Origin of the sequence: Klebsiella sp. RHBSTW-00215 (genome assembly GCF_014103785.1) — a bacterium.
GTDB lineage: Bacteria > Pseudomonadota > Gammaproteobacteria > Enterobacterales > Enterobacteriaceae > Klebsiella.
In genome coordinates this window covers 1-13,219 of record NZ_JABXQS010000004.1, presented here as the reverse complement: position 1 = coordinate 13,219, position 13,219 = coordinate 1, and the positions used below count along the sequence as shown (strand labels likewise).

The 13,219-nt window shown below is 51.2% G+C and carries 14 protein-coding genes; 11 read left to right on the top strand and 3 right to left on the bottom strand.

All coding sequences use genetic code 11. From position 1 onward, the window contains the following. The first annotated feature begins 3 nt into the window (after positions 1–3). The 9 genes from HV127_RS31250 (at position 4) to HV127_RS31210 (ending at position 9,154) form a co-directional block, all read left to right on the top strand. A complete protein-coding gene (locus HV127_RS31250; RefSeq protein ID WP_048994037.1) occupies positions 4–444 on the top strand; it encodes a transposase in 441 nt (146 codons plus the stop codon). After that, a complete protein-coding gene (gene tnpB, locus HV127_RS31245) occupies positions 441–791 on the top strand; it encodes an IS66 family insertion sequence element accessory protein TnpB (protein ID WP_004189161.1) in 351 nt (116 codons plus the stop codon). The genes HV127_RS31250 and tnpB overlap by 4 nt, the downstream gene beginning before the upstream one ends. 30 nt (positions 792–821) lie before the next feature. Next, a complete protein-coding gene (locus HV127_RS31240) occupies positions 822–2,414 on the top strand; it encodes an IS66-like element ISKox1 family transposase (protein WP_182158407.1) in 1,593 nt (530 codons plus the stop codon). A gap of 196 nt (positions 2,415–2,610) precedes the next feature. Beyond that, the gene (locus HV127_RS31235) at positions 2,611–3,075 is read left to right on the top strand and encodes a hypothetical protein (RefSeq protein ID WP_077265709.1); all 465 of its coding nucleotides are present in this window, start codon (positions 2,611–2,613) and stop codon (positions 3,073–3,075) included. After that, positions 3,072–3,554 (top strand): DUF1833 family protein, encoded by a 483-nt coding sequence (locus HV127_RS31230; protein ID WP_154944679.1) that lies wholly within the window; start codon positions 3,072–3,074, stop codon positions 3,552–3,554. The genes HV127_RS31235 and HV127_RS31230 overlap by 4 nt, the downstream gene beginning before the upstream one ends. Positions 3,555–3,564: 10 nt before the next feature. Next, entirely contained in the window at positions 3,565–3,945 is a 381-nt protein-coding gene (locus HV127_RS31225) for a nitrite transporter (protein ID WP_182240966.1), read from the top strand. Continuing rightward, complete coding sequence (locus HV127_RS31220; protein WP_182240964.1) at positions 3,942–6,995, top strand: host specificity factor TipJ family phage tail protein; 3,054 nt, start codon at positions 3,942–3,944, stop codon at positions 6,993–6,995. Before HV127_RS31225 ends, HV127_RS31220 begins: the two co-directional genes overlap by 4 nt. A gap of 54 nt (positions 6,996–7,049) precedes the next feature. Continuing rightward, positions 7,050–8,939 (top strand): hypothetical protein, encoded by a 1,890-nt coding sequence (locus HV127_RS31215; protein ID WP_182240963.1) that lies wholly within the window; start codon positions 7,050–7,052, stop codon positions 8,937–8,939. A gap of 2 nt (positions 8,940–8,941) precedes the next feature. Beyond that, a complete protein-coding gene (locus tag HV127_RS31210) occupies positions 8,942–9,154 on the top strand; it encodes a hypothetical protein (RefSeq protein ID WP_182240961.1) in 213 nt (70 codons plus the stop codon). A gap of 29 nt (positions 9,155–9,183) precedes the next feature. On the opposite strand, the gene HV127_RS31205 is transcribed toward HV127_RS31210, so the two are convergent. Together HV127_RS31205 and HV127_RS31200 are read right to left on the bottom strand one after the other, a co-directional pair. Further along, the gene (locus tag HV127_RS31205) at positions 9,184–9,438 is read right to left on the bottom strand and encodes a hypothetical protein (RefSeq protein WP_182240959.1); all 255 of its coding nucleotides are present in this window, start codon (positions 9,436–9,438) and stop codon (positions 9,184–9,186) included. 7 nt (positions 9,439–9,445) lie between these two features. Further along, positions 9,446–11,437, bottom strand: coding sequence for a hypothetical protein (locus HV127_RS31200; RefSeq protein ID WP_220471441.1), 1,992 nt, complete (start codon positions 11,435–11,437; stop codon positions 9,446–9,448). Positions 11,438–11,512: 75 nt separating this feature from the next. Here HV127_RS31200 and HV127_RS31195 point away from each other — a divergent pair, with 75 nt between their 5' ends. After that, positions 11,513–12,082, top strand: a complete 570-nt coding sequence (locus HV127_RS31195) for a recombinase family protein (RefSeq protein ID WP_182240957.1) — start codon at positions 11,513–11,515, stop codon at positions 12,080–12,082. A gap of 246 nt (positions 12,083–12,328) precedes the next feature. Here HV127_RS31195 and HV127_RS31190 read toward each other — a convergent pair whose 3' ends face one another. Then, positions 12,329–12,568 (bottom strand): DinI family protein, encoded by a 240-nt coding sequence (locus HV127_RS31190; RefSeq protein WP_015370245.1) that lies wholly within the window; start codon positions 12,566–12,568, stop codon positions 12,329–12,331. An 80-nt stretch (positions 12,569–12,648) separates the two neighbouring features. Between HV127_RS31190 and HV127_RS31185 the strand changes: the two genes are divergently transcribed. Continuing rightward, positions 12,649–13,032, top strand: a complete 384-nt coding sequence (locus HV127_RS31185) for a S24 family peptidase (protein WP_103215611.1) — start codon at positions 12,649–12,651, stop codon at positions 13,030–13,032. The last annotated feature ends 187 nt before the right edge of the window (positions 13,033–13,219 follow it).

The following is a 13,219-nucleotide window of genomic DNA, read 5'->3' as shown; positions in this document are numbered from 1 at the left end:
TTTATGGAAAATGCTGCCAACTGGCGAACTGAATCGCGTACCGTCTATTCCAGTGACTTCAAACTTCGGATGGTCGAACTGGCTTCACGACCAGATGCCAACGTCGCACAACTGGCGCGGGAACATGGCGTTGATAATAATCTCATTTTTAAGTGGCTACGCCTCTGGCAGAGAGAGGGGCGAATCTCTCGTCGAATGCCTGCAACTATCGTGGGGCCGGTGGTACCTCAATCTCTTCCGGCTTCTCCGACTCTGTTGTCCGTCGACGTTATCAACGACCCGTTGCCCGCAGCAGAGAATGACACTCTGTGTACGTTCTCCTCCGCTCACGCCAGCGCCACTTCCTGTCATGTTGAGTTCCGCCACGGCAAAATGACGCTGGAGAACCCGTCGTCAGAGTTGCTGACTGTGCTGATCCGCGAACTGACCGGGAGGACACCATGATATCCCTCCCGTCAGGCACCCGCATCTGGCTGGTCGCCGGGGCCACGGATATGCGTAAATCCTTCAACGGGCTGGGCGAACAGATACACCACGTTCTGGATGAGGATCCCTTCTCCGGCCATCTGTTTATCTTCCGGGGACGCCGTGGCGATACCGTGAAAATACTTTGGGCTGATGCTGATGGTCTGTGCCTGTTTATCAAACGCCTGGAAGAGGGACAGTTCGTCTGGCCTGCTGTACGCGACGGCAAAATCGCGATCACCCGCTCACAACTTGCCATGCTCCTTGATAAGCTGGACTGGCGCCAGCCAAAAATATCCCGCCTTAACTCACTGACAATGTTGTAAAAAAATCATAACCGCATTATAAAAGCGGTTATGAATCACGACTATCTCGCCCGTATCGCTGCGCTGGAAGACGCGCTTCGCCAGAAAGACAGTCAGCTCAGTCTCGTTGCAGAGACTGAGTCGTTCCTGCGTTCTGCACTGGCCCGCGCAGAAGAGAAAATAGAGAACGAAGAGCGCGAGATAGAGCATCTGCGGGCACAGATAGAAAAACTGCGTCGAATGTTGTTCGGTACCCGCTCCGAAAAACTTCGCCGACAGGTTGAAGAAGCCGAAGCCCTGCTGAAACAGCAGGAGCAGCAAAGCGATCGCTACAACGGACGGGAAGACGATCCGCAGGTACCTCGCCAGTTACGTCAGTCCCGCCATCGTCGCCCGTTACCGGCACACTTTCCCCGCGAGATACATCGGCTGGATCCTGCGGAAACCAGCTGTCCGGAATGCGGCAGCGGTATGGCGTACCTCAGCGAAGTCAGCGTGGAGCAGCTGGAACTGGTCTCCAGCGCCCTGAAAGTGATCCGCACGGTCAGGGTGAAAAAGGCCTGCACCCGATGTGACTGTATCGTTGAAGCACCTGCGCCATCACGTCCCATCGATCGGGGTATCGCCGGGCCGGGTCTGCTGGCCCGCGTGTTAACGGCCAAATACTGCGAACACCTGCCGCTGTATCGCCAGTGCGAAATCTTTGCCCGTCAGGGCGTGGATCTGAGCCGGGCTCTGCTCTCCAACTGGGTGGATGCCTGTTGCCGGTTAATGGCCCCGCTGGATGAGGCCCTTTACCACTACGTGATGGACTGCCACAAACTGCATACGGATGACACTCCGGTTCCGGTGCTTGCACCGGGCAGAAAGAAGACGAAAACCGGGCGTATCTGGACGTATGTACGTGACGACAGAAGCGCAGGTTCATCAGATCCGCCAGCGGCATGGTTCGCCTTCTCGCCAGACCGGCAGGGAAAACATCCTCAGCAACACCTTCGCCACTATCATGGTGTGCTGCAGGCGGATGCCTTCGCAGGCTACGATCGGTTGTTCAGTCCGGAACGTGAAGGAGGGCTGCTGACAGAAGCCGCATGTTGGGCCCATGCCCGCCGAAAAATCCATGATGTCTATATAAGCACTCACACAGCGACAGCGGAAGAAGCCCTGAAACGTATCGGTGAGCTGTACGCGATAGAAGAAGAAATACGCGGCCTCACGACAGAAGAGCGTCTGGCAGCCAGACAATCGCAAAGCAAACCACTGCTGGCATCGCTGCATGAATGGCTGGTAGAAAAAAATGAGACGCTGTCGAAAAAGTCCCGTCTGGGCGAAGCGTTCGCTTATGTCCTGAACCAGTGGGATGCGCTGTGCTACTACTGTGAAGATGGCCTGGCAGAGCCTGATAACAACGCTGCCGAACGAGCCCTTCGTGCCGTCTGTCTTGGGAAAAAGAATTTTATCTTCTTCGGCAGCGACCACGGTGGTGAGCGCGGAGCCCTGCTGTACGGACTGATCGGGACGTGCAGGCTGAATGGTATCGATCCGGAAGCCTACCTTCGCCATATCCTGAGCGTACTGCCGGAGTGGCCCAGCAACAAAGTGGCCGAACTGCTGCCATGGAACGTGGTTCTTACCGATAAATAACCGTCAATACGGCGCTCACTTAACGCTTACACTCATTCAGTGGGAAACCAGATGACGCAATGCTTGCCTCATTTGATAAGCGTCAGAGGGAGTCTGAAAAACGCCTTGTGAAATACCTGACATCTCAGGTAATGCAACCGACTGAAGAATATGGTCGTGCTATAAGGTCCGTATATCCAGGGCGGAGAATGAAATAATGGCAGATATTTATTATCCCCACGATTATCTTCCAGTACCTCTTTATGATGGGTATGGTTTTAAGCCAGTATCTCCACTCCTGCGAACAGAAATGACAACCGGACGAGCTCGTCAGCGTCGTCGTTATCTTTCCACCCCTACACAAAATACGGTTAAGTGGTTATTCAAAAGTGATGGGCAGGCTCAGCTATTTGAAGCATGGTATCACGAAACTATTGATGATGGTGCCGCTTGGTTTTATATGATACTGAAAACTCCAATGGGAATTGAACCTTATAAATGCCGTTTTGTTGATATTTATGAAGGTCCAACACCAATGAAACCGGGAAAATGGATGTTCACAGCTACTTTAGAACTATGGAAAAGACCTATTCTTCCTCCCGGCTGGGCAGAATTCCCTGATTTTATTATCAACAGTGACATTCTTGATTTGGCAGTTAACAGGGAGTGGCCTGAGGCATGACAATACTCGACCGCCTCTATGCCAGCAGCGGGCCGGAGGTCATCATTGAAACGCTGCAGATTAATATCGGTGATGAAGTTCACTATCTCTGTAAAGGCTATGAGGACATTACAGCCACGACCGAGACTGGCGATACTGTAACGTTTATTGCCTGTGCGATGGATATTGCATTGCCAGCCCGCAACGCTGATGGCACGCAGGATTTGAAGTTTGCACTTTGTAATATTGACGGTGTTGTTTCGACCACTATTCGTAAAGCCATCAATGACCGTAACGCAGCATCGCTAACCTACCGGAGTTATATCTCAACGGATTTAGCGGCGCCTGCGGCGGTGCCGTACACGTTGCAGATTAAATCAGGCTATTGGACGGCGACAGAGGTGCAGATCACCGCGGGCTATATGAATGTCCTCGATACAGGCTGGCCGCGATACCGCTATACGCTCCCTTCATTCCCTGGTCTGCGTTACACCAACTAAGGATTTCATCATGCTCAACCCTGATAAATATCTTTCGGTCACATGGCTGAAGGGCGGCAGAGTGTACCCGCAGCTCGACTGCTTTGGCATTGTGAACGAGATACGGAGTGATCTTGAATTGCCTCTCTGGCCTGATTTCTCTGGTGTGACAAAAGACGACGGCGGGCTCGACCGCGAAGCGCGCCGGATGATGCTTTCTCTGAAACGTTGCGAACCCTGCGAAGGTGCCGGGGTGGCCTGCTATTCGGGTTCAACCGTCACTCATGTCGGTATCGTCGTCAGTATCGGTGGCTTGTTGCACGTGGCGGAATGCAATCCGGGGACGAACGTCACCTTTCTACCTTTGCCGCGGTTTAAGCGGCGATTTGTCAAAGTGGAGTTCTGGCAATGACCATTCGTTTTTTCCCGTCGCGACTGCCCGGCGAACCACTTGAGACGCACGAGCATGGCGTAACCAGTATTCGCAGCTGGTTGGTTGCCAATGTTGAAGAGTATGAAGATAGGGAGGTGTCCCCGTTGGCCATTGAGCTTAATGGCCAGCTCGTACCTCCTGGTGAATGGGCGTTTCGCATCATCCGGCCGGAAAGCGATGTCCGCATGTATCCTGTGCCATTCGCTACCGGGTTTGCCATCGCCAGCCTCGTTATTGCAGTAGCGGCTGCAGCCTACTCCATATACATGATGAACAATATGGACAGCGGTGGCTACACGTCATCCACCGGGCGCAGCCTCGATCTGAACCCCGCGAAAGCAAACAGCGCAAAACTCGGTGATCCGATCCGTGAAGTTTTTGGCCGCCGCCGCATTTACCCGGATTATGTTGTCCAACCTGTCACCCGCTATGATCCTGCTGACCCGACCATCATGCATGTTCATATGTTTGTCTGTCTGGGGGCGGGTCATTTTGATTATTCTGAGGGTGATATCAGAGTCGGGGATACACCAAAAACGTCTTTGCCAGGGTTCAGCCATACATACTATCCGCCCGGTACTGATGTTTCCGGCGATGAGCGTAGCGAAAACTGGTTCAACTCGACTGAGGTTGGGGGAACATCCTCCGGATCAGGGTTGGATATGGCGCAGACCTCACCAGACTCAGACGACATTATCGCGGACAGTATGACGGTATCCGGTGCAACCGTAACGTTTACCGGACTTGATACAGATGACGACGATGATGAAGATGAGGACGATAACGCGCTGCCTGAAAGCTGGGTGGACGGCACTATAGTGGAGATTAAAGCGCCAACCAACTTTCTGATTTCGACTTCTTCCGGCTACAGCGTATTTGCGAGCAAACTACTGACTGAGATTGAGCCAGTGACTGGAATGCCGGTTACGCTCAGCTTTAACAGCGTTGATTACGATCTCTTCATTTCAGCATATTCGCCGGGGCAGGATGCCGTGCCGGGTGAGGGAGGCCGTGCGGCTAAAATTCAGGCCAGCGCTGCGCCAACCACTTACGATTTCTCGCTTGGCAGCACAACATTTACGGTGACCTGGCACGGAACAACTTATAACGTCTCGCTGGTTGCCGATTATGTCAATATGTCCGGCCTGCTTGCTGTCATCACAGAGGGACTGACGGGGTCAGGCCTGGTGGCGCAGGATAATGGCGGAACGATACTGATTACTGAAGAAGAGAGTCCGTTCGCGGGCGGGTCAGTTACGTCTTCTTCACTTCCAGTTGTTGTATTTGGTGCTGCGCCGATATACACCGCAGGCAGCAAATCAACCGGCGGTAGTGCGGCTATCACGGCAAACGTCACGCTGGCATACAACAGCGCGACGGGTACTCCTTTTTCGGGGATGCCGGAAGGCACTCAGCGTCTATCTCTCTCTCATCGGGGTAATGAGTACCAGATAATTTCAACTGATGGCACAACGGCTACTGTTTCGCGTCTGGTTGATGGCGCGATTGATGCCACATGGCCGGGTTTTTCAGCGCGGACGATGATTGACTATGAAGCCACCGGGCTGAATGACAGTGACACATGGATGGGCCCCTTCCTGGCGAGCCCTGATAATGAAATTGTTGATATGTTTGAGGTGAATTTTTCATTCCCCAGCGGTATCTGCGGCTTCGATAACAAGGGCAAGAAACGCATCCGGCATGTTGAGTGGGAAATCCAGTATCGGGTATATGGTTCAGGTGCAGGATGGATCAGCAAAACAGGCGAATATGCGTTAAAGAACGTAAACGGCCTCGGGTTCACTGAGCGGGTTGTTCTGGACTCACCCGGTCTTGTCGAGGTGCGTTGTCGGCGTCGTAACGAGCAGGGCAGCAACAATGCTCGCGACAACATGTACTGGCAGGCTCTGCGTGGCAGGCTACTTACCCGGCCTGTATCTTATACCGGAGTGACCACGTGGGGAGTCACTGTTGAAACAGGTGGTAAGTTGGCGGCACAGTCAGACAAGCGAGTGAATGTTGTGGCCACACGTGTTTATGACTCAGGTGTTGCCCGGTCAATTTCGGGAGCTTTATTGCATGCGGGGAATTCTCTCGGTCTTCAGATGGATACGGAAGCCATCAGCACGCTGGAATCAACATACTGGACGCCAGGTGGTGAGTATTTCGACTTTGCTACCGGGGACAGTATTTCGGCGCTGGAAATGCTGCAGAAGATAACGAATGCCGGGAAGTCTTATTTTCTGCTGAGTGACGGACTGGCGTCAGTCGGGCGGGAGGGGGTCAAGCCCTGGACGGGAATAATCACTCCGCACGAGATGACCAAGGAACTGCAGACCGGGTTCACAGCGCCGTCGGCTGATGATTATGACGGAGTTGATGTCACCTATATCAACGGGACCACATGGGCGGAGGAGACCGTACAATGCAGGACCAGCGATAATCCTACACCGGTTAAAATTGAGGATTACCAACTTGATGGTGTACTTAACCGGGATCGCGCGTATCAGATTGGTATGCGTCGCCTGATGAAGTACCTTCAGCAGCGGGAAACCTACCAGACCACCACCGAACTGGATGCGCTGTGCTACAACGTTGGTGACCGCATTGTTCTGACAGACGATATACCGGATTCAGTGAAGACAATCAGTTGTTTCGTGGAGTCCTTATCAACTGTCGATGGCGTGACGACGATGACAGTATCCGAACCCCTTGACTGGACGTATCCGAATCCCCGAGCATTAATCCGCTATCAGGATGGATCAGCTTCTGCGCTGATGGTGGCGACGAAGGTCGGAGACTATCAGTTGTCAGTGCCGTACCTCAGAAAATTCATCGAACTGGATTTCACCACGCCATCCATTGAACCGGTCAGGCTGGTATTTTGTGATTCTTCCCGCGTGGGTTACAACGCGATAGTGTCTGAAATAGCCCCACAGTCTGACGGAACGTGTCAGGTTACCGCCAAAGAGTACCGCGCGTCATTCTACGACTACGACAACGCCAGCTACCCCGGCGACGTTGCATAAACATGAATAACTCCCAACAACCCGCCTCGGCGGGTTTTTTGTTATAGGGCGACTATGAGCACATACAAAACGAAAAACCCTTTAGGCTCCCCCGCCGCAAAAGACTTGTTCGATAATGCCGAAAACGTGGATAAATTCGTTAATGACAGGACTAAAGAGGCGTTAGATGACCGGTTAGGAGTGCTCCGTAAAACCTGGTATGGCATGGAGATGATCTTCAGCCGGTTTATCGACTACATCACTGGTCGAGGCGAGCAGGCGGTTGCGGCTATCGGCTGGCAGGAATTGGGGGATTGGGCCATAGGCCTGACGGTTCAGAACCGCAATCAGATAGTGGGTTATAACGGTGCCTGGTACAAATACCTTGGAGAGCTTGAGCACGTCATTACCGGAGATTCCCCGGAGAATGATGGCGGCGTGTGGTCGGCTGAAAACCCAACGGGGAAATGGTCGAATATTGGTGATGCGGCTCTTCGCTCAAACCTGGGTTCAAGCGACGGCGATCCAATCGTTGCCCCGGAGAAAGTTCGCCTGGCTACTGTGGATGACGATTCTGACTTTCCTCTGGATGCGACGCTCGCCGAACTTATTTTTGAAGTGAATCCGCGAATGTGGAAATCGCTTGTTAAAAAAGGTGCAACACCGGATTTAGATGACTGGTCTGACGCTATTCAGGCAGCACTTAATTACGCGAATAAGAAAAAAAAGAAATTCGTTAATACCGAGAGCTACGGTATCAGCAAAACCATTGAATTACCCTTCCCGGTAACTATTGAGTTTTTAAAATACTGGGGGAAATGGTACGCTCTTCCGGGTTTTGCGGGGCATATGGTCAAATCAAAAAACGCCCCGGAAGGGGATTACATGACTCTCCGCGACCCGGTTAATGAATGCTACTGCATAACAATAAGAGGAATGACGCTGGACGGTGGGTGGCTTAGTGATGAGTCTACGCCTGATTATATCGCGCAGGAAAACGGTCTGCAGTTGTTCGGTGTTCAGCACAGTCTTGACGACATTATTATCATGAACGTCAGGGGTAAACCGTACAACATAGGAGGGCGCGACTTTACAACGGTTCCAGGCATGGCTCCTTCTGATTACCTGCGCCTGCGGGCAGATCATTGTGGGGAAGAGGCATTCATTTTTGGCGGATCATCCGATTCTCACGCGCTTATGGTTAAAGTCCGCGATGCCGGGCAAAAAGCAGACTCTGCATACAATGCCATTCGTGTTGGTCCTAACGGAACGCTACGTGCAGGGTTCTTCCATGTATGGAATACCTCTCAGGCTAAACGTCATGCGAATTGTCTGGATGTGACGGAGTGGGACAGCATATTCGTCAATATGCACTTTGAGGGCGCGGCAAACTCTCAGATTCAGGTGTCAGGTGGCCGTAACCAGTTTATTGGATTTGAAGTTTACAATCAGTGGAAGTCTGGCGGGGCGATGATTAAGAACTTAAACAGCTCTAACAGCTTCAAAGGTCGCGCTTACATCAATCAAACAATACTGCCTAACGTATCAGTTTATGCGATGCAACTTGGTGATGCTGAAAACGCAGCCTCATTCACCAACGTGGACATGGAGATTTACAACACCAAACCTGGCGCAGTCAACGCAGTGAATCACACCGGTTATCTCTCCGGTAAATTTGCTGGGGATACCACTAATTACACATCAGAACAGGATCGCGCACTGGTGGTCTCTGGTAGCCTGGTGGAAGGTAAAGACTCTGTCATATTCAGCACTCCGCAATATCGCAGCTTTATTGGTGGCGGCTCTATCAATCTGGCTAAGGGTATGAATGCTACTGGTGATGTGAATTCACAGGGACTCCTTTACGGACAAAATGCTGTACTGCGTAATGTCACAATCGAGCTGCCGTTCACATCCGGAACGCTTTATAAGCTGTCCAATGGCACCATAATGATTAAGGAATAAACATGAACTATGAACAAGCAGAGTCAATGCTCAGGGAAGGTATGAAACTCAAAAATTCATTGCACGGCGATTCAGTGTTTTCCAGAGAGGCGGTGGTGAAGGAGATTGACGGCATTCTCCAGGTTGTCCCCACGCTGATGAAATCAGATGGAGAGCTTAAAGTGCCTTATGAACTGACGCCGGAAGATACCGGGGCTGAGTGGTTTTTTATTTAACCGTAACCCGCCATTACTGGCGGGTTGGTTTAAATGTCGGCCGCCTCCGAAAACTGACTGAGCGATTTAATGTAGTTATAAGCCTGAGTAAATGGGTCGCCTGCCGTAATATCATACGGGCAACTGTATGTTTCCGAGTTCAGCAGTGGATCGCTTTCACTGGCCCGGTAAGCAAGACCAAAGCTCAGCGTTGTTTCGTCAGTGCTGATTGAGGGCATAATCACATTGAGTACACCGTCAGTTACCGTCACACCGTTAAAGTCGAACGTCATTTTTAATGTCATATATCCCTCAAACTACCGGGTTTGCGCTGATGATTACGCCGTCAATCACAGATGTCGGCGCCCCATTTTTAGCTCTCAGGTTTCCTGTGGCGTCGTACCATTCATGGCGGGTACCCCTCAATGAATGTTGCTGGTCCCACTGCATGCGCAGACCGCTGTTATGCCCGGTATTAACGGCTTCTTCATTGCGGTAAACGTTGAGATTACCGATAACAAAATTCGTTGCAGAACCCGCGACATAAAGTTTTGAGCTAAACCGGATGATAATGTCCCCGTCTTCGTTTGGAATGTACGGGAGAACGACTTTTTGCCAGCGGGCCACACTGTCCAGAAGAATGATCCGCCGGAAGATGCTGGTTGTACCGGCGCTGTTCATTACCTCCATCACCACAGAGCCAACAGGGTTTGACGAACCCCGGCGAACATCAAAATCAATCCAGTGCTTTCGCCCTGCCTGCCCTCCACTGACGGTCGCCGCAGCTCTTCCCTGTGAAGTCGTCATGGTGATTTCCGCCGCCTCAAATATCCCGCCATAGGAGTTATTGAGCGATACCCGCGTAGCGTTACTCAGACCTATGCCAGAGGTTGGCCCGGAGTACAGCAGTTCAAAGCCGACCTGCTGGGAGCCAACAGGCACAATGGTTGACTGCGGATGACCGACGTAATAGAGCAGTGGATCAATCAGTCTGAAAACGTCATTCAGGTTTGAAATCAGCTTTGGTTCGACGCCTTTCTGAAGTGCGATGCAATGGGAGATATCAAAGACGTTAGACCGCGCCAGGCCACCAATTTGCGCCTGAGTTATTCCGCCCGCGAACTCAACAATGCGCGACGGCATGCCGTTGTCATAGGAATCCGCAAAGCGCAAATTACCGGTATTCGGGGTAAACGTTCGCAAAAACGGTGCAACATATGAACCGTTAGTGGAGTTAACATCATTGTCAGCAAACCGGGCACCGGAAAAGAACCCCTTCGACAATACTTCATTGTGATGCCTGTCCCCGTTAAGGCCCGCCCCGGTTCCCGTCCCGTATGCGTCAGCAACCAGAATATGCGTATCGGGAGATATGAGGTTCTCCTGACCAAATTTATTCCGGGTAACCTTAATTCCCTTCCCTGAGTTTGTCTCCGAGGCACCTGGCTCTGCCCAGATATCGTAAGAGGCAAACCGTACAAACTCCCCGGTATCCTCATCGACAGCGCCACGATTTCCGGTACGGTAAAAATCGTTATTATCAATCAGGTAAGGCGTTGCCGGTCCGTTGCGTTCAGTACCATTATCGCCAACAGCCAGCTTTATTCCGTAGCGGTTATCCCCGAATATTGAATCTTTAATGAAGCCGCCAGCAGAATAACCGGACACGCAGACACCTATAGTCTGTTTGTCCAGGGCGCCGTAAAACACGCATTTGTTTACACGAAAATACGGCATGTCGATGGAGTTGTTACTTATCCCGCACTCTTTATACCGGGACAATCTAAGCCTTTCAAAATTGTGGGTGCTGCTTGCGTTACGGGCTTTTGATTTAAACCGGACGGCACCAAGTCCGCCGTGAATCGTCATATCTGACAACCGGCTATGGACCGGGTTATTGTCAAAGTCGAAAAGATATATGCCGTCATTAGGCAACAGTATTTTAGTTGAGAGCGCGCTTTCACCTTTCACATTAAAAACAAAGGCGTTTGAGTTTCCGATATTCAGTCCGGGTCCGTCATAAATGAACACCCCGTTTTCAATATTTAGCAGGGGGCCTTTTTGCAGCATGAATTTTATCGCTGCTTCATCGCCCTCATAAGCCCGACGCTTATATGCGATGTCCATCAGACATTCCCACCAGTCATTAAACGCGGCAGTATCGTCGTGATATCCGTCTCCGACTGCATGAAAGTTCTTACGTAATCCTGCAACTCCATCCAGTATCAGGTTGCTAACCGTCCTGGTAAGGGCAGCGGCCTCTGGTGCACGGCCCTTTTTGGGGGTTACTAAATCACCTCCCATTCCCTCTTCGCCTGAACCCAGGTTTACGCGAACAATCACGGCAATTTACAATCAGCTATTTCAAAGGGTTGCATAATGCTGATTGGCTACGCGCGGGTGTCTACCGGCGATCAAAACCTCGATTTACAGAAAAACGCGCTGGTTCGCGCAGAATGTGAACTAATTTTCGAAGATACCGCCAGCGGAAAGAATGCAAAGCGGCCCGGATTACGGAAAGCTATTCGCCGTCTTCGACCTGGTGATTCGCTGGTTGTATGGAAACTGGATCGCCTCGGTCGCAGCGTACGCGACCTCATTACGTTGGTATCTGAACTGCAGGAGCGGGGAATTCATTTTCGTAGCCTGACCGATAGCATTGATACTAGCACGCCAGCAGGCCGCTTCTTTTTCCACGTAATGAGCGCGCTGGCAGAGATGGAGCGAGAATTGATAGTTGAGCGAACTCGGGCGGGGTTAGCCGCGGCGAGAGAGCAGGGGCGCATCGGGGGCCGGCGCAGGATAATGACAACAGAAGTTGTTGAGCGCTGCCGGCGCATGCTGGAGAAAGGGGCGACTAGGCCCCAGGTTGCCGATGTGATAGGGATCAGTGTGAAGACTGTATATAAATATTTCCCATCAAATAGTGGCGTACCTGTGAAGTCATGAACGTATCTGTCCACCCCCAGATATCGCCGCTCAACTGTATTGCATGAGATATGGCAGGGCCATAGTCCTTATAAATCATTGTTGTGGCTGGAAACCAGCCACTCTTAGTTGATTCAAGAAGCATATAGCCGTCTTCTCGAACTTTTATAACAGCGAAGGACCGTAACTCGAAATCAGGGAGTGGTAACTTTCTCTCCTCCGGGAAGTAGATCCTTACCCCGCAAAATATGGCGCTGTTGCAACTGCTCATTCTTTTACCAGCCATAGATCCGCCTCTTCAAACATCTCCTCAAGCATGCGGTTTAGCCGTTCTTTATCATGTTTGCTGGCGTCTGAGTTAAGAGCATTTGCCTGCATAGGTTTTACCTTAACTTCTGCATCAGGAAAAATTCTGTGTACTCGTTTTGTTAACTCATTGAGAATGATAGAACGAGCATTAGCTAAACCTTCAACATTGCGCTTGTCATATACGAGTTCAACAAACATTTTTTCGATCCTCTTTACTGTGTTTATATCCAGTATATATACTGTGATTATGTACAGTGTCAAGAAAGAGGAGTAAAACCGTGGGCTTTCCATCTCCAGCAGCAGATTACGAAGAAATGCGTATTTCGCTTGACGAAAAATTTATTAAGCATCCAGCTGCAACGTATTTTATGCGAGCGGCAAACACTTGTTATCGCGCGGGTATTTTACAGGGGGCTCTTCTCGTCATTGATGCTTCACTTAAGCCATGTGATGGCACTCTGCTTGTATGTGCAATGGCAGGGGAGTTTAGAGTAAAGCGCTACCGGCTGGTGCCAAAACCTCATCTTGAGGACTTGTCATCTGGGCGAAAGGAAGCGCTTCCGGGGGAAGAGGATAATTGCCCGCCGGCGGTATTTGGGGTGATCACATATATAATCAATGATGCGCGTTCAGGGGAGTTCGACGACTGCCCGGTGATGTGAGCAAACAATAAAAAAGCCCGCAGCTGCGGGCTTTTTTATCACTCAGGAGCCGCGGCTCCTTTGCGTATCCTTTTTTGTCCCCTCACCGTCTGGTCGGTGTCCTGCTGAGACTGCTAACTTCCTGTTATTGCTAGTGATGTCCTATCACTGTCCAATCATGATTGGTGGAGCTGGCGGGAGTTGAACC